This is a genomic window from Streptomyces ziwulingensis (assembly GCF_039542605.1).
Classification (GTDB): Bacteria; Actinomycetota; Actinomycetes; order Streptomycetales; family Streptomycetaceae; genus Streptomyces; species Streptomyces ziwulingensis.
The window spans coordinates 38,038-59,133 of sequence record NZ_BAABIG010000022.1; the positions used below are offsets into that span (position 1 = coordinate 38,038).

A 21,096-nucleotide genomic window follows, 5' to 3' on the forward strand; every position below is an offset into this window, starting at 1 on the left:
GTACGCACCGGAGCACCACCACGACTGGGACACCTCTCTCCATGCGCAAGAAGACGTTCGCCGCGGCGGCCCTGCTCGCCGCCGCCTCCCTGACCCTGTCCGCCTGCGGCAGCGGTGACGACTCCGGCACCCCTGTCAGCGTGGTCTCCGAGGACCCCGCCGCCCGGAAGGCGGCCACCGTGCTCGACCAGCCGTTCGAAAAGCCGGACCTGGTCCTCACCGACACCAGCGGCGAGAAGTACGACCTCCGCGAGGAGACCGCGGGCAGGCCGACGCTGATCTACTTCGGCTACACCAACTGCCCCGACGTCTGCCCGCTGACGATGAACAACATCGCCGTCGCCAAGAAGCAGCTCTCCAAGGCCCAGCAGGACGCGCTGCGCGTGGTGTTCGTGACCACCGACCCCGAGCGGGACACCCCCGCCGCGCTCGGTAAGTGGCTCAAGGGCATCGACTCGCAGGTCGTCGGACTGACCGGCGACTTCGACACCATCCAGGCCGGCGCGCGCGCCCTCGGCATCTCCATCGACCCGCCGAGCAAGGACAAGAACGGCAAGATCGTCTCCACCCACGGCACCCAGGTCATCGCCTTCTCCCCGAAGACGGACGGCGGTTACCTGCTCTACGGCGAGGACGCCACCGTCGACGACTACACCAAGGACCTCCCCAGCATCGTCAAGGGGGAGCGGCCGTGAGCCGCCCCGCGCTGTCCGCCGCCGTACTGGTGGGTGCCCTGTTCCTCGCGGGCTGCGGCGCGGACGACTCCGGTCCCGGTACGGACGGCTCCGGTTCGAGGGCGGACCTCTCGGTCGGCACCGCCTACATGCCGCAGCCGGTCTCCGACTCGATGGCGGCCGGGTTCCTGACCGTCACCAACGACGGTGCCGCGGCCGACGAGCTGACCGGAGTCACCAGCGACGTGGGCGAGGTCACCGTGCACAAGACCGTGGACGGCACGATGCGGGAGGTCGACACCCTGCCCGTCCCCGCCCACGGAAAGCTCGTACTGCAGAGCGGCGGCGATCATCTGATGTTCGACAAGATGAAGCGGAAGCCGAAGGAGGGCCAGGAGGTCGCCGTGGAGCTGCACTTCGCGGACTCCGGCCCCGTCACGGTCGAGATGCCGGTCGAGGCGGCCACGTACCGGCCGTCCGGCGAGCGCTCCGGACACTGAGGGAGGGACCACCTTGACGACGCCGATCACTGTCCCACGCCTGCGGACCCTGGTGCTGCTGTTCCTGGCGGCGGCCTGCGCGCTGCTGGCCGGCGCCGCCCCGGCGTCCGCGCACGCCGCGCTGACCGGCAGCGATCCCCGGCAGGGGGCGGTGGTCGACGAGGCGCCGGCGCGGGTCTCGCTGACCTTCTCCGAGTCGGTCTCCCTGGACGACGACTCGCTGCGCGTCCTGGACCCGCGGGGCAAACGCGTCGACGAGGGCACGCCCGCCGGGTCCGGCGGCACCACCTACGGCGTCGGCCTGCACGCGGGGCTGCCGGACGGCACCTACACGGTGACCTACCAGGTCGTCTCCGCGGACAGTCATCCGGTGGCCGGCGCCTACACCTTCTCCATCGGGGCCCCGTCCAAGACCTCCGTCTCCGCCACCGGCCAGGAGGCGGACGGCGGGGTCGTCGGCGGACTGTACGGCCTCGGCCGCTACGCCGCGTACGCCGGTTTCACCGTACTGATCGGCGGCGCCGCCTTCGTCCTCGCCTGCTGGCCGCGCGGCTCCGGGGTGCGGGCGGTGCAGCGGCTGGTGGTCTCCGGCTGGCTCACGCTCACCGGCGCGACGCTGCTCCTGCTGCTGCTGCGCGGCTCGTACACCGGCTCCGGGAAGCTCGGCGACGTCTTCGACCTGGAGTCGCTCGGGCAGGTGCTCCAGACCAAGACGGGGGCGGCGCTGGTCTCCCGGCTGCTGCTGCTCGCGGCGGCGGCCCTCTTCGTCGCCGTGCTCTTCGGCGCCTACGACAAGCGGGAGGACGAGGAGAAGCGGGACCTGACCTTCGGGCTCGCGGTCGGCGGGGCCGTCGTCGCGGCCGGGCTCGCGGCGACCTGGGCGATGTCCGAGCACGCCTCGGTCGGGCTCCAGGCGGGCCTCGCCATGCCGGTCGACGTGGTACACCTGCTCGCCGTGGCGGCCTGGCTGGGCGGGCTGACCGCCCTGCTCGTCTCCCTGTACCGGGCGCCGGCGGACACGCCGGTCGACGGCGGGGCCGTACGCCGGTTCTCCGCCGTGGCCTTCGGCAGTGTGGTCGCGCTGGTGGTGACCGGCGGCTACCAGTCCTGGCGGCAGCTCGGCTCCTGGACGGCGTTCACCGGCACCCGGTACGGACAACTGCTGCTCGCCAAGATCGCCCTCGTGGCGGTGCTCGTCGGCATCGCCTACGTCTCCCGGCGCTGGACGGCCCGGCTGGCCGAGGCGGCACCCGCCGTACCGCGGCCCCGGGAGACGAAGAAGGAGCGGAAGGAGCAGGTCAGGGCGGCGTCCACACCCAGCACCGGCGCCACCGCCGTTACCACCGCCACCGCCACCACCGCTTCCGCCTCCGCCTCCGGAGCCGACGCGCGGCGGGCCGCGCAGCTCGCCCGGCAGCGGGCGGCGGTGGACGCCGCGCGGCGCAAACGGCTGCGGGACGCCGATCCGCAGCGCTTCGGACTGCGTCGCTCGGTGCTGGCCGAGGCGGGCGTCGCCGTCGTACTCCTCGCCGTGACCACCGTGCTGACGCAGACCGAACCGGGCCGCACCGAGCAGGAGGCCGCGGCGGCCACCTCCTCCGCCGCCTCGGCCGGCACCCCGTCGACCGGCGCGGTGACCCTGGACATGCCGTTCGACACCGCCGGCCGCAACGGCAAGGGCGTGGTCCGCATCGAGCTGGACCCCGCGCGGGTCGGCGCCAACGAGGTGCACGTCTACGTGGAGCGTCCGGACGGCAGCGCCTTCGACATCCCCGAGGTGAAGATCGCTTTCACCCTGAAGACCAAGGACATCGGGCCGCTGCCCGTCGTCCCCGACCACATCACCACGGGACACTGGTCGGCGAGCGGAGTGCAGCTCCCCATGGCCGGCGACTGGGAGGTCGCCGTGACCGTGCGGACCTCCGACATCGACCAGGTGACCGTCTCCAAGAACGCGCAGATCGGCTGAACCGCACCATGGCTGACCAGTCCATCCCGCAGACCCGTACCGCCGAGGACGCACGGCCGGAGGCCGTCTCCCCGGGGACCGCCCCCCACGCGGAGGGCATCTCACGGCGGCGGCTGCTCGGTACGGCCGGTGCCACCGGGCTCGTGCTCGGCGCGGCGGGCGGCGCGGCGGGGTACGCCGCCGCGCCCGCCGGGGCCACCCCGCTGACCTCGCTGGGCGACGGGCGGGTGATGTTTCACGGGAAACATCAGCCCGGTATCACCACGCCGACGCCCGCCCGGGGCCATCTCGTCGCCTTCGACCTGGCGGCCGGTGCCGGGCGCAAGGAGGCGGCGGCGCTGCTGCGCCGCTGGTCCGACACGGCCCGGCGGCTGATGGCGGGCGAACCGGCCGGGAGCGGTGACACGGACGTGGCCCGGGACGCCGGGCCCTCCTCCCTGACCGTCACCTTCGGGTTCGGCCACAGCTTCTTCGGCCGGACCGGGCTGGAGAAGCAGCGCCCGGTCTCCCTCGACCCGCTGCCCGACTTCTCCTCCGACCAGCTCGACAAGGCCCGCAGCAACGGCGATCTGTGGGTGCAGGTCGGCGCGGACGACGCCCTCGTCGCCTTCCACGCCCTGCGCGCGCTCCAGAAGGACGCCGGGGCGGCGGCCCGGGTGCGCTGGCAGATGAACGGCTTCAACCGGTCGCCGGGCGCCACCGCCCACCCCATGACGGCCCGCAACCTGATGGGCCAGGTCGACGGCACCCGCAACCCGAAGACCACCGACGCCGACTTCGACCAGCGGATCTTCGTGCCGGGCACGGGCGGGGGCCAAGGCGGGGGCGGGGGTGAGGGCCAGGGTGGGGGCGAGGGCTCCGGTGCGAACGACCCGGCGTGGATGGCGAACGGCTCCTACGTCGTCGTACGCCGTATCCGGATGCTCCTCGACGACTGGGAGGAGCTGTCGGCCAAGGACCAGGAGGACGTCATCGGGCGCCGCAAGTCCGACGGCGCGCCGCTGTCCGGGGGCGGCGAGACGACCGACATGGACCTGGAGAAGACCGACCGGGACGGGAACCTGGTGGTCCCGATCAACGCGCACGCGCGCATCACCCGCCCCGACCAGAACGGCGGCGCGGCGATGCTCCGCCGGCCCTTGTCGTACCACGACGGCTTCGACGCCGACGGGGTCCCCGACGCGGGTCTGCTCTTCGTCTGCTGGCAGGCCGATCCGCTGCGCGGCTTCGTGCCGGTGCAGCGGAAGCTGGACCGGGGCGACGCGCTGTCGAGGTTCGTCCGGCACGAGGCGAGCGGCCTGTTCGCGGTGCCGGGCGGGGCGGCGGAGGGGGAGTACGTGGGACAGCGGCTGCTGGAGGGGTGACCCCCGGACCGGCTCCGGCTCCGGCTCCGACTCCGGCTCCGGGGCGGCACCCCCGGCCGGTTCCGGGACGGCTCCCCCGACCGCCCCGCGGGGCCCCTTAGGGTGAGGCCATGTCAGCCAGTTACGCCTATCTCGGCCCCGAGGGCACCTTCACCGAGGTCGCCCTGCGCACCCTCCCGGAGGCGGCGACCCGCGAGTTGGTCCCGTACGTGTCGGTCCAGTCCGCGCTCGACGCGGTCCGCGGCGGCCAGGCCGAGGCCGCGTTCGTGCCGATCGAGAACTCCGTCGAGGGCGGCATCACCACCACCCTGGACGAACTGGTCGCGGGCCAGCCGCTGATGATCTACCGCGAGGTGCTGCTCTCCATCACCTTCGCCCTGCTGGTGCGCCCCGGCACCAAGCTGTCGGACATCAAGACGGTCAGCGCCCACCCGGCCGCCCAGCCGCAGGTCCGCAACTGGCTCAAGGCACACCTCCCGGACGTCGTCTGGGAGTCGGCCGCCTCCAACGCCGACGCCGCCCGCCTGGTACAGGACGGGCGGTACGACGCGGCCTTCGCGGGCGAGTTCGCCGCCGCCCGGTACGGCCTCGTGGCGCTGGAGACCGGCATCCACGACGCGGAGAACGCCCAGACCCGGTTCGTCCTGGTGGGCCGACCCGCCCGGCCGGCCGCGCCGAGCGGCGCGGACAAGACCTCCGTCGTGATCTGGCAGCGCGACGACCACCCCGGCGGGCTGCGCGACCTGCTGGGCGAGTTCGCCACCCGGGGCATCAACCTCATGCTGCTGCAGTCCCGGCCCACCGGCGCCGGGATCGGCAACTACTGCTTCTGCATCGACGCCGAGGGGCACATCTCCGACCGGCGGATGGCCGAGGCCCTCATGGGACTGAAGCGGATCTGCCTCCAGGTGCGGTACCTCGGGTCGTACCCGCGGGCGGGGCTGGAGCCGCACCAGGCGGGGACCCCGTACCCCGGGACGTCGGACGAGGAGTTCACCGCGGCCGCGGACTGGGTCGCGCGGTGCCAGGACGGCCGATTCTGACCGGTCCCGAACGGTCACGACCGGTCTCGACCAGTCCTACCTGCTGATTTTCGTTATCCACAGAAGTTATCCACAGGCCCGGGTCTCGACCTGGGGACAAGTCGACAACGAAGTGCCATTCAGTCGACAAATCCCCCTACAGGCCCCATGTGCGTCCACAGGGCTGCCGGTCACCCCTCGTCCACCTGTTTCTCGCTCACCAGCCTCCGGAGTGACCCGTTTCCACTCGAAAGTGGGTGCACCGAGGGTTTGGGTCGGGAATTCTTCGTCCCTGATGCCCGATTCGGCATGATCCGGAGTGATCAACTCCGGAGTCCACAGATCTTTCGCACAGGCTGTGGATAACTTTTCCGGACCGGGCGAACCTGTGGACAGCACCGCCCGCACGCCTCGCCCAAGTCCCGTTCTCCACAAGGATTTACGGTCAATCGGTCACTCTCGTCCCGCTTCGCTCCAAGGGCGGGGGAGCTTTTCGTTGACGGCCGAAATCCGCGGCGGACATACCTCAGGCACGCCTCGGCCATGCCACCGGCACATGGCGAGCGAGGCGGAAGCAGTGCGAAGGCAGCACGAAGGCAGTGCGGAGGCAGTGCGGAGGCAGTGCGAAGGCAATAGTGAGTCGAACCCTGTCACCCCGCACCGGTAGCCTTGACCATGTGATTGACCTTCGCCTGCTCCGTGAGGACCCCGACCGTGTGCGCGCCTCCCAGCGCGCCCGTGGAGAGGACGTCGCGCTCGTCGACTCCCTCCTCTCCGCCGACGAGCGGCGCAGGTCGTCCGGCGTCCGCTTCGACGAGCTGCGCGCCGAGCAGAAGGGCCTCGGCAAGCTCATCGGCAAGGCCGCCGGCGACGAGAAGGCGGACCTGCTGAAGCGGGCCGGCCAGCTCGCCGCCGACGTCAAGGCGGCCGACGCCGAGCGCGACGCGGCCGACACCGAGACCCAGGAGCTGCTCCAGCGCCTCGGCAACCTCGTCCACCCCGACGTCCCCGTCGGCGGCGAGGAGGACTTCGTCACGCTGGAGACGCACGGCACCCACCGCGACTTCGCCGCCGAGGGCTTCGAGCCCCGGGACCACCTGGAACTGGGCCAGTTGCTCGGCGCCATCGACGTCGAGCGCGGCGCCAAGGTCTCCGGCTCCCGCTTCTACTTCCTCACCGGTGTCGGCGCGCTCCTGGAGCTGGCCCTGGTCAACGCGGCCATCGCGCAGGCCACGGCGGCCGGTTTCATCCCGATGCTCACCCCGGCGCTGGTACGCCCGCAGTCCATGGCCGGCACCGGTTTCCTCGGCCAGGCGGCCCAGGACGTCTACCACCTCGACAAGGACGACCTTTACCTGGTCGGCACCTCCGAGGTGCCGCTGGCGGCGTACCACATGGACGAGATCCTCGACGCCGACCGGCTGCCGCTGCGCTACGCCGGTTTCTCGCCCTGCTTCCGCCGCGAGGCGGGCTCGCACGGCAAGGACACCAAGGGCATCTTCCGCGTACACCAGTTCGACAAGGTGGAGATGTTCTCCTACGTCCTCCCCGAGGACGCGCGGGCCGAGCACCAGCGCCTGCTGGAGTGGGAGAAGCAGTGGCTGACCTCGCTCGAACTGCCGTTCCGCGTCATCGACGTGGCCTCGGCCGACCTGGGTGCCTCGGCGGCGCGCAAGTACGACTGCGAGGCGTGGATCCCGACCCAGGGCAAGTACCGCGAGCTGACCTCGACCTCGGACTGCACCGAGTTCCAGTCCCGGCGGCTGTCGATCCGGGTCCGCGAGGAGAAGAAGGTGCGTCCGCTGGCCACGCTCAACGGCACCCTGTGCGCCGTGCCGCGCACGATCGTCGCGATCCTGGAGAACCACCAGCAGGCCGACGGTTCGGTCCGGGTGCCCGAGGTGCTGCGCCCGTACCTGGGCGGCCGTGAGGTGCTGGAGCCGGTGGCCAAGTGAGTGACGCCCCCGGCGCGGGACTTCCGTACCGCCTGATAGCGACCGACCTCGACGGGACGCTGCTGCGCTCCGACGACACGGTCTCGCGGCGTACCCGCGACGCGCTCGCCGCGGCCACCGCGGCGGGCGCGGCCCACATCGTCGTCACCGGCCGCGCGGTCCCGTGGACCCGGCACATCCTCGACGACCTGGGCTACGACGGGCTGGCCGTCTGCGGTCAGGGCGCGCAGGTCTACCACGCCGGGGAGCACCGGCTGCTGACCTCGGTCACCCTCGACCGGCAGCTCGCCGGGGTGGCACTGGCCAAGATCGAGTCGGAGACCGGCCCGCTGTACCTGGCGGCGAGCCGTGACGGGCTGGAGGGCGAGGTGCTGGTCGGACCCGGGTACTCGGTCGGCGGCTCCCTGCCGGCCACCCCGTTCACCGACGCCTCCGACCTCTGGTCGGCGCCGCTGAACAAGATCTACATCCAGCATCCGACCCTGTCCGACGACGAGCTGGCGGAGGTGGCCCGGCGTACCGCGGGCGGTTTCGTCACGGTCACCATGGCCGGCGCCGGGATAGTGGAGCTGCTGCCCCTCGGCCTGTCCAAGGCCACGGGTCTGTCGCTGGCGGCCCGCCGGCTGAAGCTGAAGGCGGCGGACACCATCGCCTTCGGCGACATGCCCAACGACATCTCCATGTTCGGCTGGGCGGCGCGGGGTGTGGCGATGGCCAACGCCCACGCCGAACTGAAGGCCGTGGCGGACGAGGTGACGTCCACGAACGACGAGGACGGTATCGCGGTGGTGCTGGAGCGGCTGCTCGGCTGAGCGTCCGCCGCCGGGTGGGAAGTCAGTCCCTCTCGGCCTTTCGCCCTTTGGGTGAGGGACTCTCCGAAAGGGCGAAACGGGGTGTGCCGGCCGACTGCCGTCACTCCTCCCCGGCGAGCTTGAGGGTGCGCAGTTTCTGTCCGGCGTACCAGGTGGCGAGCACGGTCACCAGGACCAGCAGCACCGTCGCGGTCGGCAGGCCGACGTCGGAGGTCACCAGGTCGCCGTCGGCGACCTTCTGGGCGACGGCGAGGGACCACTGCTGGACGCTGAGGGTGCGGGCGCCGGGCACCAGGGAGCCGAACAGGGCCTCCCAGACCAGCGCGTAGACCAGCCCGAAGACCACCGCGTGCCGCGACACCGTGCCGAGCAGCAGGAAGAGCGCGGCGTACGCGATCGAGGCGACCAGCGCGGCGATCGTGTAGGCGACGGCGATCTGCTGGCCGTTGCCGTTGAGGATCAGGCCGGCCAGCAGCGTGGGCACCGCGGAGAAGACCATGGTCACCGCGATGGCGACGATCAGCTTGGTGAAGATGATGGTCGGCCGTTTGATCGGCTTGGACAGCAGGTACACCACCGAGCCGTCGTCGATCTCGGGGCCGATGGCGCCGGTGCCCGCGATGACGCCGATGATCGGCACCATGGTGGCGAGCGCGAACCCGCCGAGCACGTCCGAGGCCGTCTGGTCGTCGGCCCCGGTGAGGGCGCGCACGACGACCGCGATGACCAGGAGCAGCAGGGGCAGGACGCCCAGGATGAGGGCCCGGCGGCGGCCGAGCAGGGCCCGGTAGGTGAGCCGGGCGACTGTGGGGTCGTACATTGTTCGGCCTCCTACGCCGCGACGAGATACGAGAAGACGGACTCCAGGGACTCGTCGGAGGGCGAGACCGTGAGCAGCCGGATGCCGTGGTCGCGGGCGACCTTGGGGAGCAGGGCCGTGAACCGGCCGAAGTCGACGGCCTGGACGCGCAGGGCGCCCTCGGCGAGGTCGACCTCGATGCCGGAGGTCGACGGGTCGGCGATGAGCGCGGCGGCGAGCGCCCGGTCGTCGCTGGAGCGGACCAGGTAGCGGTGCGGCCGGTCGGTCATCAGGCGGCGGATCTTGCGGAAGTCGCCGCTGGCCGCGTGGCGTCCGGCGACGATGACCTCGATGTGCCAGGCGAGCTGTTCGACCTCTTCGAGGATGTGCGAGGAGAACAGCACGGTGCGGCCCTCGTCGCCCATGCGGCGCAGCAGATCCATGAGCTGCATGCGCTGGCGCGGGTCCATGCCGTTGAACGGCTCGTCCAGCAGGAGCAGCGAGGGGTTGTGCACCAGGGCGCTCGCCATCTTCACGCGCTGGCGCATGCCCTTGGAGTACGTGGCGATCTTGCGGTCCTGCGCGTACTCCATCTCGACGGTGGCGAGCGCCGTCTGGGCGGCGCGGGCGCCGAGGCCGTGCAGTTCGGCGTTGGCGAGGACGAACTCGCGGCCGGTGAGGAAGTCGTACATCGCCTCGCGCTCGGGCACGATGCCGATGTGCCGGTAGATGGCCTCGTTGCGCCAGACCGGTTCGCCGTCGAGGGTGACGGTGCCGGTGGAGGGGGCGAGGAAGCCGCCCATCATGTTGATGAGGGTGGACTTGCCGGCGCCGTTGGGGCCGAGGAGGCCGGTGACGCCGGGGCCGATCGTCATGGTGACGTCGTTCACGGCGACGACGTTGCCGAACCAGCGGCTGACGTGGTCGATGTTCAGCGTGGTCACAGTCCCACCTTCCGGTAGCGGCGCATCAGCAGGCCGTAGGCGCCGGCGATCAGACCCAGTGTGACGAGGACGTAGACGACGCCCTCGCCGTTGCCCGGTCCGGCCGCGCCGGGGAAGGCGGAGGTGGCGCCGAGGAAGGCCGACTGCACGCCGTCGATCAGGGTGATCGGCGAGAACAGGCCGATCCAGGCGATGGCGCCGGAGCTGTCCTGTACGTCCGCGATGGCCTGCAGCGTGGAGACCGCGCCGTAGGTGATGGTCAGGACGGCGATGACGGCCGCGATACCGAAGCCGCGGCGCGGGGTGACCGAGGCGACGACCAGGCCGAGGCCGGCGAAGAGCAGCGAGAGCAGTGCCACGGAGAGGAGTCCTTGGGCGAACCCCTTGGTCTGGTCCGCGAAGTCGAGTTTGGCGAGCAGTGCGCCCACATAGAGCACGAGCAGGGGAGCTGCGGTGAGGACGAAGAGCGCCGAGGCCAGCGCCGCGTACTTGGCGCGGACGTAGTCGGCCGTCTCGATGGGCCGCGAGAAGTACAGCGGCACGGTCTTGAAGCGCAGGTCCCGCGAGACCGACTGGGGTGCCTGGGAGGCGACGTACAGGCTGATGACGGCCTGGAGGACGATCGCGTAGCGCGTGTAGTCGACCGGCAGTTCCTTCGCCTTGGTGGCGACGGCGACGGCGACCATGATCCCGGCGGGCAGGCACATCACGACGAACAGCAGCATCGGCAGCACCTTGGACCTGGCCGAGCGGCCGAGGCCGTAGGCGCCGCGCAGGGACTGCGAGTAGAGCGAGCGGCGGGCGTAGGCGCGGCCGAGGCGGGGGCCGTCGTAGGTGCGGTAGCCGATGTTGTGGATGCGGGTCTGGTCGCCCGCCGCGGGGGCTGGGGGCTGCTGTTGCTGCTGCTGTTGCTGCTGCTGCTCAGTTGCCATGGCCGACCGCCTCCTTCCGTTCCGCGTCGTCGTCCGTGAAGACCTCCGAGATGTGATGCCGGCGCTGCTCCATGCGCACCAGGCCGAGCCCGAGGTCGGCGATCACGTCCCGGACCAAGTCGTACGTCTCCTCGCCCGCGGCGGTGAGCAGCAGGACGTGACCGGCGCCGGGCAGGCCGCTGCCGTCCTGGACGGTCACCCCGCGCGCCTGGAGCGCCTCGCGGACCGCGCGGGTGCCGTCCGGGTGCGTGTCGGTGTCGGTGACCTCGATGGCGAGGACGGCCGTGGACTGCGTGAAGTCCGTGGTGGAGCTGGAGCGCAGCAGCTTGCCGCCGTCGACCACGACCACGTGGTCGCAGGTGCGCTCCAGTTCACCCAGCAGGTGCGAGGTGACCAGGACCGAGATGCCGAAGTCGGTGTGGATACGGCGGATCAGGCCGAGCATCTCGTCGCGGCCGACCGGGTCGAGGCCGTTGGTCGGCTCGTCGAGGAGGACGAGCCGCGGGTCGTGGACGAGCGCCTGGGCGAGCTTGACGCGCTGCTTCATGCCGGTGGAGTAGCCGCCGATGGGGCGGTAGCGCTCCTCGTACAGGCCGACGTGGCGCAGCGTGTCCGCGGTGCGTTCGCGGGCGGCGGTGGGCGGCAGGCCGGACATCCGGGCCATGTGCACGACGAACTCGGTGGCCGAGACGTCGGGCGGCAGGCAGTCGTGCTCCGGCATGTAGCCGACCCGCTCGCGGATGGCGGCGCCGTGGGTGGCGACGTCGAGGCCGAGCACCTCGGCGCGGCCCTCGGTGGCCGGGGACAGCCCCAGCAGAATCTTGATGAGCGTGGACTTGCCGGCCCCGTTGGCTCCGACGAGCCCGGTCACACCGGGCCCGACGTCCACGGAGAGCCGGTCAAGAGCGGTCACCCTGGGGAACCGCTTGCTCAGGCTTTCGGTCGCGATCACAGTCACGTCGTCGACGGTAGTGACACGGGCCACGCCGGTCGTCAGCCCGGAGGGCCGTCTTCGGTCGTACTCCAGACGTACGGGACCTTAGGGGTGCCCTGCCTGAGAGCTACGGCGCGGGCGGTCGCGCCGAGTCGCCGCGGGCCTATTGACGATCCGTCTAACAACTGGGACATTCGGCGGCACCGCATCGATGCGCGAAGGCGCGTGCGGGGTGTGCGCGGGGGCGCGTGGGGAGTGGTGTGCGCGGAGTGACACGCGCGGACGCGCGCGGACGCGTGCGAGGTGGTGCGGGGTCGTGCGGGGTCGTGCGGGGAAGTACGCCGACGTGCGGGGAGCTGGGGACGTGCGGGACCCTGCGGGGACCCGCGGGACGGAGGAGAGACGTGACGGGTTTGGCAGGGGCGCGCGAGCGCCGCGTGCGGGCGGGCGAGGTCGAACTGTGCGTGGCGGAACTGGGTGACCCGGAGCGGCCGACGGTCGTCCTCGTCCACGGCTACCCGGACAGCAAGGAGGTCTGGTCGGAGGTGGCCGGCCACCTCGCCGGCCGCTTCCACGTCGTCGCGTACGACGTCCGCGGCCACGGCCGGTCGACGGCACCCCGGCCGCTGCGTGGCGGGTTCACGCTGGAGAAGCTGATGGACGACTTCCTGGCCGTCGTGGACGCGGTCAGTCCCGGGCGGCCGGTGCACCTGGTCGGGCACGACTGGGGCTCGGTGCAGTCCTGGGAGTTCGTGACCTCGGCGCGCGCCCAGGGGCGGATCGCGTCCTTCACCTCGATGTCGGGACCGTCCCTCGACCACTTCGGGCACTGGATCGCCCGGCGTCTGAAGCGGCCCACCCCGCGCCGGGCCGGACAGCTCCTCGGCCAGGGCGTCAAATCCTGGTACGTGTACGCGCTGCACACCCCCGTCCTGCCCGAACTGGCCTGGCGCGGCCCGCTCGGCAAGCGCTGGCCCGCGATCCTGCGCCGCCTGGAGAAGGTGCCGGCCGGCGACTACCCGACCGCCTCCCTGCCGTCCGACGCGGCCCGCGGGGCCTGGCTGTACCGGGACAACATCCGCCCCCGGCTGCGCCACCCGCGCCCCGACGCCCACGCCCACGTACCGGTCCAGCTCGTCACGCCGCTGGGGGACGCGTACCTCTCCGAGCGGCTCTACGACGATCTGGAGCAGTGGGCGCCACGGCTGACCCGGCGCACCCTGCCCGCCGGGCACTGGGTCCCGCGCACCCGGCCCGACCTGCTCGCGACCTGGATCACGGAGTTCGTCACGGCCGTGGAGAGCGGACGCCAGGGAGTCGCGCCGAGGTTGGCACCCGGGAGGTACGCCGAACGGTTCGGTGGGCAGCTCGTGCTGGTCACCGGGGCCGGCAGCGGCATCGGGCGGGCCACGGCGCTGGCGTTCGCCGAGGCCGGCGCGCGGGTGGTCTGCGTCGACCGGGACGGCGGGACCGCGGCGGACACGGCCGGGCGCTGCCGGGCGGCCGGCGCACCCGAGGCGTGGGCCGAGACCGCCGACGTCGGTGACGAGCAGGCGATGGAGAAGCTGGCGGAGAAGGTCGCCACGGCGTACGGCGTGGTGGACGTCCTGGTGAACAACGCCGGGATCGGGCTGTCCGGCCCCTTCCTCGACACCACGCCCGAGGACTGGCGCCGGGTCCTCGACGTCAATCTGTGGGGCGTGATCCACGGCTGCCGGCTCTTCGGACGGCAGATGGCCGAGCGCGGCCAGGGCGGGCACATCGTGAACACCGCGTCGGCCGCCGCGTACCAGCCCTCCCGGGCGCTGCCCGCCTACGCCACCTCCAAGGCCGCCGTGCTGATGCTGAGCGAGTGCCTGCGCGCGGAGCTGGCGGGGCGGGGCATCGGCGTGACGGCGGTCTGCCCCGGCCTCGTCGACACGGGGATCACGTCGGCCGCGCGCTTCACCGGGGTCGACGCCGAGGAGGAGAAGCGGCGGCAGCGGCGTGCCGCCCGGCTCTACGGGCTGCGCGCCTGTCCGCCGGAGAAGGTCGCCGCCGCCGTGCTGGAGGCGGTGGTGCGCAACCGGGCCGTCGTCCCCGTCACACCCGGGGCACGCGGCGCCCGCCTCCTGTCCCGCCTGTCGCCGGGAGCGCTGCGGGCACTGGCGAGGGTGAAACCACCACTCTGAGGGCACCCGTCCTCGCGGGTTCTCCACAGGAGAGGTCAATTTGCCTGTGGATAACCGCACTTGGCTGTGGACCAAACCTCCGCCAGGCAATCGTTCGCGTGATGCGCATCTCTTTCGGCACCCCGGCCCGGCCCGCTCTCCGCGGCCCCTGTCTGCGGTCCGCCCGTCCCCCGAACAGCGCTGAGGGACGGGCGGTTGTTTCACGTGGAACACCCGGCGGCGCTTAGGGTCTGTGGCATGAGTCTGCGTCTGAGCACCGTGATCCTTCCGTACCTCCGCTGGCACGAGGGCGGCCGTTCGACCTGGACGCGGGCCGAACAGCTCGGATTCCACGCCGCGTACACCTACGACCACCTGTCCTGGCGCACCTTCCGGGACGGCCCGTGGTTCGGTGCGGTGCCGACCCTGACCGCCGCGGCGGCCGCCACCGAGCGGCTGCGCCTGGGCACCCTGGTGACCTCGCCCAACTTCCGGCACCCGGTGACGCTCGCCAAGGAGCTGATCTCGCTCGACGACATCTCCGGCGGCCGGATCACGCTGGGCATAGGAGCGGGCGGCACGGGCTTCGACGCCACCGCGCTCGGCCAGGAGCCGTGGACCCCGCGCGAGCGCGCCGACCGGTTCGCCGAGTTCCTGCCGCTGCTCGACCGGCTGCTGACGCAGGACGCGGTCTCGTTCGAGGGTGACCACTACGCGGCCCACGAGGCGCGGAACATCCCCGGGTGCGTCCAGCGGCCCCGGCTGCCGTTCGCGGTGGCCGCCACCGGTCCCCGCGGGATGCGGCTGGCCGCGCTCCACGGGCAGGCGTGGGTGACCACCGGCGATCCGAAGCTCTTCGAGAAGGGCACACCTGAGCAGTCGGACCGGGCGCTGCGCGGACAGGTCGGCAGGCTCACGGACGCCTGCGCCGAGATCGGCCGGGACGTGGCCGAACTCGACAAGGTCCTGCTCACCGGCTTCACCCCGGACCGGTCCCGGCCACTGGAGTCCGTGGACGCGTTCGTGGACTTCGCCGGACGCCACCGGGACCTCGGGTTCACCGAGATCGTCCTGCACTGGCCGATCCCCGACTCGGACTTCGCCACCGACGAGAAGGTCTTCGAGCGGATCGCGATGGAGGCCCCCGCCCAGTTGGTCTGAGGAGGCGCGCACCGGACGACGGGCGGGGCGACCGGACCGGACGGGCAGGACGGACCGGACGGACGGACAGGACGACCGGACGGACGGGCGGCGCGGCGCGGATGAGAGCCGTGGCTCACAGATGTGCGGGCCCCGTACGGACGTGCGGACATATGCGTGACAATGACCCGGTGACCTCAGCGACTCGCCAGCCCCAGCCCCCGGCCGCCGCCGCTCGTCCGCGACTGATCGCCACCGACCTCGACGGCACGCTGCTGCGCGACGACAAGTCGGTCTCCCCGCGTACGGTCGCCGCGCTGGCCGCCGCCGAGGAGGCGGGCATCGAGGTGTTCTTCGTGACCGGGCGCCCCGCCCGGTGGATGGACGTGGTCAGCGCCCATGTCCACGGACACGGCCTCGCCATCTGCGGCAACGGCGCGGCGGTGGTCGATCTGCACGGCGGCCCCGGCGCCCACCGGTTCGTCAAGGTGCGGGAGCTGCCCCGGGGGAACGCCCTGGAGACCGTACGGCTGCTGCGCGAGGCGGCGCCCGGCACGGTGTACGCGGTCGAGCAGACCTACGGCTTCAACCAGGAACCGGAGTATCCGAAGCTGCACCTGGAGGTCCCCGACGTCCTGCTGTCCGCCGAGGAACTCCTCGGTCCGGACGGGCCCGCCCCCGAACAGCCGGTGCTGAAGATTCTCGCCTACCACCCCGACATGGACCCCGACGCCTTCCTCACCCTGGCCCGGCTAGCCGTGGGCGACCGCGCCAATGTCACCCGGTCCAGTCCCAGCGCCCTGCTGGAGATCAGCGGCCCGGAGGTCTCCAAGGCCAGCACGCTCGCCCTGTGCTGTGCCGAGCGCGGCATCTCGCACGAGGAGGTCGTCGCCTTCGGGGACATGCCGAACGACGTGGAGATGCTCACCTGGGCGGGACAGTCGTACGCGATGGGCAACGCCCACCCGGACGTGGTCGCCGCCGCCTCCGGGCGGACGGTCGCCAACAACGACGACGGGGTCGCGGTCGTGATCGAACGGATGCTGGCGCGGCTCGCCTGACGCCTGGCGTCTGGCGTCTGGCACCCGGCTCCCGTCACTCGGCACCCGGCACCCGGCACCTGGCGCCGGTCAGGCCGTCACGCCTCGCTGGGCCAGCCACGGCATCGGGTTCAGCGCCGACCCCGCCTCCGGGGTGATCCGTACCTCGAAGTGCAGGTGGGGACCGGTCGAGTTGCCGGTGCTGCCCGACCGCCCGATCCACTGTCCGGGCGCGACGCTCTCGCCCTGGTCGACGGCGACCGAGTCGAGATGGGCGTACTGCGTGTAGTAGCCGCCCGCGTGCCGGAGGACCACCTGGACGCCGAAGGCGCCGCCGCAGGACACCTTCACCACCCGGCCGGCGCCCACGGCACGCACCGGCGTGCCCAGCGGCACCGCGAAGTCCTGTCCGGTGTGCCGTCCGGCCCACCGGCTTCCTCCGCTGCCGAACGACGCGGACAGGCCGTAGTCCTCCACCGGCGCGACCCAGGACCGGCCGGAGCGCACGTCCGGCTGGTCGAGGCGGACCGCGCCGGGGCAGGGACCGGCCGCGGCGGAGGCCGCCGCCCGGCCCCGCAACCGTGAGCCCGCCTCCTCCAGCTTGTGCTGGATGTCCCGTCTGAGGTCGGCCAGTTCGGCGTTGCGCCGCTCCAGCGCGTGCCAGGCCGCCCGCGCCTCGGCCTCGTCGGCGGCGAGCCGTGCCTCGGCCCGCCGGCTCCGGGCGAGGGCGTGGTCGACGGCGAGACCCGCCCGCTGGACCGCACGCTGTCCTCGCATCAGCTCGTCCGGGTCGTCCGCGAGGATCATCCGCGCGGTGAGCGGGAGATTCCCGCCGCCCCGGTACTGGGCGCGGGCGATCCGGCCCAGGTCCTCGTCGAGCACGGCGATCTCCCGGCGCCGGCGGTCCAGCAGCGCCTCGTACCGCCGCGCCTCGGTCCGCCGCGCCTCGGCCTCCCGCATGCCGTCCTCGTACCGCTGTGTCGCCACGGCGGCCTCCCCGTAGAGCCGCGCCACCTCGGCGCCGGCCCCGGAGCCGGGGCCGTACTCCCCGTCCGTGACATCGGCGGGGCGGGCCGCGACCACGGCGAGCGCGCACAGCAGCGCCGGAACGAGCCCGCGGAGTCGGCGAGGTGAGCGCATGTCAGTGATCGTGGACCGTGCGAGGCCCTCCGGTCACGTCGAAGGCATACGCCCGGGGGACCGGTTGCTGCATATGGATCACGTCGCGGTCCGCCGCGCCGCCCGCTCTCCGCGAGCCGCGGGCGGCCCGGACCAAGCCTCTTCCGTCAGGAGAGGTCCGCTCATCGGGTCCCCGCCGTCAGCAACAGGTCCGCGGCCGCCTCCCGCTCGGCCATCGACCGCAACGGTCCGTCCGCGGCCACCAGTTCCGTGAACGAGCCGCGCTGTACGACCCTCCCCTCGTCCAGTACGACCACCTCGTCGACCTCCTCCAGGCCGGCCAGCCGGTGGGTGATGAGCAGGGTCGTCCGGCCCTGCGTGGCGGCGAGGAGATCGGCGGTGAGGGCGTCGGCGGTCGGCAGGTCGAGGTGTTCGGCGGGCTCGTCGAGCACCAGCACGGGGAAGTCGGCGAGCAGCGCGCGGGCCAGCGCCAGCCGCTGTCGCTGGCCGCCCGACAGTCGCGCGCCGTGCTCCCCCACCAGGGTGTCGAGGCCGTCCGGCAGGCTGTCGGCCCACTCCAGCAGCCGGGCCCGCCCGAGAGCGTCACGCAGCTCCGCCTCCCCGGCGCCCTTCCTGGCCAGGAGCAGGTTCTCCCGAACCGAGCTGTCGAAGAGGTGCGCGTCCTGGGCGCACAGCCCGACCAGGCGGCGTACGTCGTCACCGGCCACGGCACCGGCGTCCACCCCGGCCAGGGTGTACGACCCGGCGTCCGGGTCCAGGAACCGCAGCAGCACCTGGGTCAGCGTCGTCTTGCCTGAGCCGGACGGCCCGACCACGGCGATCCGCCGGCCCTCCGCCAGCGTCAGGTCCAGCCCGGCGAGAGCCTCCCGCCGCTGCCCCGCGTGCCGGGCGGCGAGCCCCTTCACGACCACGGGGAACGGCGACACCGGCGCCGGACGGGGCCGCTCGGGTTCCCGTACCGGCTCGGGCGCGTCGAGCACGTCGTCCACGCGTTCGACGCTGCGCCGCACCCGCTGCCGGTACTGCGCGGCGAGCGGCAGGCCGAGGACGGCCTCGAAGGCGGCGAGCGGGGTGAGTGTCACCACGGCCATGGCCACGCCCGTGAGCCGGCCGCCGGCGACCGCCTGGGCGCCGACGAGGGCGGCGCCCGCCACGGTCAGCCCGGAGATCAGCGCGGTGAGTCCGTTGCCGAGCGCGGTGGCGGTGGCCGCCCGAGAGGCGATCCGGGTCAGGACGCCGTCGGCCCGCCGGGTCTCGGCGGAGCGGGCGGGCAGGGCGCCCGCGACGGTCAGTTCGGCGGTGCCGGTGAGCAGGTCGGTCACCCGGGTGGCGAGCACGCCGCGGGCGGGGGCGAGCCGGCGCTCGGCCCGGCGGGCCACGGCGCCGGTGATCAGCGGGACGCCGACACCGGCGGCGAGCAGCCCCGCCGCGAGGACGGCACCGGCCGCCGGCAGCAGCCAGGCCGTGAAGCCGACGGACGCGGCGGAGACCAGCACCGCGGCACCGGCCGGCAGCAGCCACCGCAGCCAGTAGTCCTGAAGCGCGTCGACGTCGGCGACGAGCCGGGCCAGCAGGTCGCCGCGGCGACGGCCGCGCAGCCCGGCGGGGGCCAGCCGCTCCAGCCGCCGGTACACCGCCACCCGGGTGTCGGCCAGCATGCGCAGGACGGCGTCGTGCGACACGAGCCGCTCGGCGTAGCGGAACACGGCCCGCCCGATCCCGAAGGCCCGGGTCGCCGTCACGGCCACCATCAGGTAGAGCACCGGCGGCTGCTGCGAGGCCCGCGAGATGAGGTAGCCGGAGGTGGCCATCAGACCGACGGCGCTGCCGAGGGCGAGGCTGCCGAGCAGCAGCGCGAGCGCGAGTCTGCCGCGCCGGGCCGCCGACATCGCCCGGACCCGCCCGAGGTGACCACCCCGGCCACCGGCCCCGGCGGGCTGCACGGCCCGCCGCACCCCGGCATCGGGTTCCCCCACCTGCCGCATCCCGGCATCAGGTTCCCCCACCTGCCGCATCCCGGCATCGGGTTCCGACGCCTGCCGTACCCCGGTGTCAGGCGCCGTCGCCCGCGCCGGGGCGGGGAGCACCGGTTCCTCCAGCCGCACCACCCGGTCGGCCACCTCCAGCAGCGCCGGCCGGTGCACCACCAGCAGCACGGTCCGTCCCGCGGCCAGCCGCCGCACCGCCGACACCACCTCGGCCTCGGTCGCCCCGTCGAGCGCGGCCGTCGGCTCGTCCAGCAGGAGCACCGGCCGGTCGGCGAGGAATGCGCGGGCCAGTGCGAGGCGTTGGCGCTGACCGGCGGAGAGTCCGGCCCCGTCCTCACCGAGACCCGTCTCCATGCCGTGCGGCAGCGCGTCCACGAACTCCAGCGCCCCGGCCTCCCGCAGCGCCCGCCGCACCGCGAGGTCGTCGGCGTCGGGCCTGGCCAGGCGCACGTTCTCGGCGATGGTCGTGGCGTACAGGTGGGGGCGCTGCGGCACCCAGGCGACCCGGGAGTGCCACTCGGCCGGGTCGAGGCCGGCGAGATCGGCTCCTCCGACCGTCACCCGCCCCTCGACCGGGCGCACAAAGCCCAGCAGCACGTCGAGGAGTGTCGACTTGCCCGCCCCGCTCGGGCCGACGAGGGCGACCGTCTCCCCGGGCTCGACGGTGAAGGTCAGATCCGTGAGGGCGTCCACCGCGCGGCCGGGGTGGCGGACCGTCACCCCCTCGAAGGACAGCGTGCCGTTCGCGGGCACCGGCGCGGTCCCCGGTGCCGGCGCGGGGGTCTGCAGGACCTCGAAGATCTCCTCGGCGGCGGCGAGCCCCTCGGCCGCCGCGTGGTACTGCGCCCCGACCTGCCGCAGCGGCAGATACGCCTCGGGCGCGAGGATCAGCACGACCAGTCCGTCGTAGAGGGCCATGTCGCCGTGGACGAGCCGCATGCCGATGGTCACGGCGACCAGCGCCACGGAGAGCGTGGCGAGCAGTTCCAGCGCGAAGGACGACAGGAAGGCGATCCGCAGCGTCCGCAGGGTCGCCTGGCGGTACTCGCCGGTGATCCGCCTGATCGACTCGGCCTGCGCCTTGGCCCGGCCGAAGACCTTGAGGGTCGGCAGTCCGGCGACCACGTCCAGGAAGTGGCCGGACAGCCGGGAGAGCAACTGCCACTGGCGTTCCATCCGGGACTGGGTGACCCAGCCGATCAGCATCATGAAGACCGGGATGAGCGGGAGGGTGGCGACGATGATGGCCGCCGACACCCAGTCCTCGGTGACGATCCGGGCCAGTACCGCCACCGGCACGACGACGGCGAGACCCAACTGCGGCAGGTAGCGCGAGAAGTAGTCGTCCAGGGCGTCGACCCCTCGCGTGGCGAGGGTGACCAGCGACCCGGTGCGCTGACCGCCGAGCCACCCGGGGCCGAGGTCGGTCGCCCGCCGCAGCAGCCTGCCGCGCAGCTCCGACTTGACCGCCGCGCTCGCCCGGTGGGCGGCCAGCTCGGTGAGCCAGCCCACCAGCCCGCGCCCGCAGGCGACCGCCACCAGCAGCACCAGGGGCGTCCGCAGATCGGCCGCCGCCAGTCCGTGCTGGAAGGCGCCGACGACGATCTCGGCCACGAGCATCGCCTGTGCGATGACCAGCCCGGCACCGGCGGCGCCGAGGACGACGACCGTGATCAGGAACAGGCGGGTGGTGCGGGCGTACCGCAGAAGACGTGGATCGATGGGTTTCACGT

At 72.9% G+C, this 21,096-nt stretch carries 16 protein-coding genes; 10 read left to right on the forward strand and 6 right to left on the reverse strand.

Annotation, left to right across the window (positions count from 1 at the left end; all coding sequences use genetic code 11):
* Nucleotides 1-41 precede the first annotated feature (41 nt).
* The 7 genes from ABEB00_RS11240 to ABEB00_RS11270 all read left to right on the forward strand — a co-directional run bounded on the left by ABEB00_RS11240 (nt 42) and on the right by ABEB00_RS11270 (nt 8,296).
* Nucleotides 42-695: an SCO family protein gene (locus tag ABEB00_RS11240; protein ID WP_345619194.1), complete on the forward strand. Its 654-nt coding sequence runs from the start codon at nt 42-44 to the stop codon at nt 693-695.
* The gene (locus tag ABEB00_RS11245) at nt 692-1,174 is read left to right on the forward strand and encodes a copper chaperone PCu(A)C (protein WP_345619196.1); all 483 of its coding nucleotides are present in this window, start codon (nt 692-694) and stop codon (nt 1,172-1,174) included. The genes ABEB00_RS11240 and ABEB00_RS11245 overlap by 4 nt, the downstream gene beginning before the upstream one ends.
* 13 nt (nt 1,175-1,187) lie before the next feature.
* Nucleotides 1,188-3,143 (forward strand): copper resistance CopC/CopD family protein, encoded by a 1,956-nt coding sequence (locus tag ABEB00_RS11250; RefSeq protein ID WP_345619198.1) that lies wholly within the window; start codon nt 1,188-1,190, stop codon nt 3,141-3,143.
* An 8-nt stretch (nt 3,144-3,151) separates the two neighbouring features.
* Complete coding sequence (efeB, locus tag ABEB00_RS11255; RefSeq protein WP_345619200.1) at nt 3,152-4,507, forward strand: iron uptake transporter deferrochelatase/peroxidase subunit; 1,356 nt, start codon at nt 3,152-3,154, stop codon at nt 4,505-4,507.
* A gap of 110 nt (nt 4,508-4,617) precedes the next feature.
* Nucleotides 4,618-5,550 carry a prephenate dehydratase gene (gene pheA, locus ABEB00_RS11260; protein ID WP_345619202.1) on the forward strand — a complete coding sequence of 311 codons (933 nt, stop codon included), beginning with the start codon at nt 4,618-4,620 and terminating at the stop codon, nt 5,548-5,550.
* Nucleotides 5,551-6,206: 656 nt separating this feature from the next.
* Complete coding sequence (gene serS / locus ABEB00_RS11265; protein WP_345619204.1) at nt 6,207-7,484, forward strand: serine--tRNA ligase; 1,278 nt, start codon at nt 6,207-6,209, stop codon at nt 7,482-7,484.
* A complete protein-coding gene (locus tag ABEB00_RS11270) occupies nt 7,481-8,296 on the forward strand; it encodes an HAD family hydrolase (protein ID WP_345619205.1) in 816 nt (271 codons plus the stop codon). Before serS ends, ABEB00_RS11270 begins: the two co-directional genes overlap by 4 nt.
* A gap of 100 nt (nt 8,297-8,396) precedes the next feature.
* Here ABEB00_RS11270 and ABEB00_RS11275 read toward each other — a convergent pair whose 3' ends face one another.
* Genes ABEB00_RS11275 through ABEB00_RS11290 form a run of 4 tightly spaced genes read right to left on the reverse strand, consistent with a single transcriptional unit; the run spans nt 8,397 to nt 11,923 of the window.
* Nucleotides 8,397-9,116 carry an ABC transporter permease gene (locus ABEB00_RS11275; RefSeq protein WP_345619206.1) on the reverse strand — a complete coding sequence of 240 codons (720 nt, stop codon included), beginning with the start codon at nt 9,114-9,116 and terminating at the stop codon, nt 8,397-8,399.
* Nucleotides 9,117-9,127: 11 nt separating this feature from the next.
* Nucleotides 9,128-10,039: an ABC transporter ATP-binding protein gene (locus ABEB00_RS11280; RefSeq protein ID WP_345619207.1), complete on the reverse strand. Its 912-nt coding sequence runs from the start codon at nt 10,037-10,039 to the stop codon at nt 9,128-9,130.
* On the reverse strand, nt 10,036-10,971 hold the full coding sequence (locus tag ABEB00_RS11285) for an ABC transporter permease (RefSeq protein ID WP_345619208.1): 936 nt from the start codon (nt 10,969-10,971) through the stop codon (nt 10,036-10,038). Before ABEB00_RS11285 ends, ABEB00_RS11280 begins: the two co-directional genes overlap by 4 nt.
* On the reverse strand, nt 10,961-11,923 hold the full coding sequence (locus tag ABEB00_RS11290) for an ABC transporter ATP-binding protein (RefSeq protein ID WP_345619660.1): 963 nt from the start codon (nt 11,921-11,923) through the stop codon (nt 10,961-10,963). The genes ABEB00_RS11285 and ABEB00_RS11290 overlap by 11 nt, the downstream gene beginning before the upstream one ends.
* A gap of 386 nt (nt 11,924-12,309) precedes the next feature.
* Here ABEB00_RS11290 and ABEB00_RS11295 point away from each other — a divergent pair, with 386 nt between their 5' ends.
* The 3 genes from ABEB00_RS11295 to ABEB00_RS11305 all read left to right on the forward strand — a co-directional run bounded on the left by ABEB00_RS11295 (nt 12,310) and on the right by ABEB00_RS11305 (nt 16,256).
* Nucleotides 12,310-14,076 (forward strand): SDR family oxidoreductase, encoded by a 1,767-nt coding sequence (locus ABEB00_RS11295; RefSeq protein ID WP_345619209.1) that lies wholly within the window; start codon nt 12,310-12,312, stop codon nt 14,074-14,076.
* 237 nt (nt 14,077-14,313) lie between these two features.
* On the forward strand, nt 14,314-15,216 hold the full coding sequence (locus tag ABEB00_RS11300) for an LLM class flavin-dependent oxidoreductase (protein WP_345619210.1): 903 nt from the start codon (nt 14,314-14,316) through the stop codon (nt 15,214-15,216).
* Nucleotides 15,217-15,368: 152 nt separating this feature from the next.
* Nucleotides 15,369-16,256, forward strand: a complete 888-nt coding sequence (locus ABEB00_RS11305) for a Cof-type HAD-IIB family hydrolase (RefSeq protein WP_345619212.1) — start codon at nt 15,369-15,371, stop codon at nt 16,254-16,256.
* A gap of 69 nt (nt 16,257-16,325) precedes the next feature.
* Here the strand turns inward: ABEB00_RS11305 and ABEB00_RS11310 are convergent, their stop codons facing one another.
* Together ABEB00_RS11310 and cydD are read right to left on the reverse strand one after the other, a co-directional pair.
* On the reverse strand, nt 16,326-17,375 hold the full coding sequence (locus ABEB00_RS11310; RefSeq protein WP_345619213.1) for a M23 family metallopeptidase: 1,050 nt from the start codon (nt 17,373-17,375) through the stop codon (nt 16,326-16,328).
* Between the two features lie 161 nt (nt 17,376-17,536).
* Nucleotides 17,537-21,094 (reverse strand): thiol reductant ABC exporter subunit CydD, encoded by a 3,558-nt coding sequence (cydD, locus tag ABEB00_RS11315; protein WP_345619662.1) that lies wholly within the window; start codon nt 21,092-21,094, stop codon nt 17,537-17,539.
* Nucleotides 21,095-21,096: the final 2 nt, after the last annotated feature.

What these genes read in the sequence shown, in the direction of transcription:
- ABEB00_RS11285 (WP_345619208.1), bottom strand. Translation starts at nt 10,971, where the DNA reads ATGGCAACTGAGCAGCAGCAGCAACAGCAGCAGCAACAGCAGCCCCCA.
- ABEB00_RS11310 (WP_345619213.1), bottom strand. Translation starts at nt 17,375, where the DNA reads ATGCGCTCACCTCGCCGACTCCGCGGGCTCGTTCCGGCGCTGCTGTGC.
- ABEB00_RS11275 (WP_345619206.1), bottom strand. Translation starts at nt 9,116, where the DNA reads ATGTACGACCCCACAGTCGCCCGGCTCACCTACCGGGCCCTGCTCGGC.
- pheA (WP_345619202.1), top strand. Translation starts at nt 4,618, where the DNA reads ATGTCAGCCAGTTACGCCTATCTCGGCCCCGAGGGCACCTTCACCGAG.
- ABEB00_RS11305 (WP_345619212.1), top strand. Translation starts at nt 15,369, where the DNA reads ATGCGTGACAATGACCCGGTGACCTCAGCGACTCGCCAGCCCCAGCCC.
- ABEB00_RS11300 (WP_345619210.1), top strand. Translation starts at nt 14,314, where the DNA reads ATGAGTCTGCGTCTGAGCACCGTGATCCTTCCGTACCTCCGCTGGCAC.
- efeB (WP_345619200.1), top strand. Translation starts at nt 3,152, where the DNA reads ATGGCTGACCAGTCCATCCCGCAGACCCGTACCGCCGAGGACGCACGG.
- ABEB00_RS11240 (WP_345619194.1), top strand. Translation starts at nt 42, where the DNA reads ATGCGCAAGAAGACGTTCGCCGCGGCGGCCCTGCTCGCCGCCGCCTCC.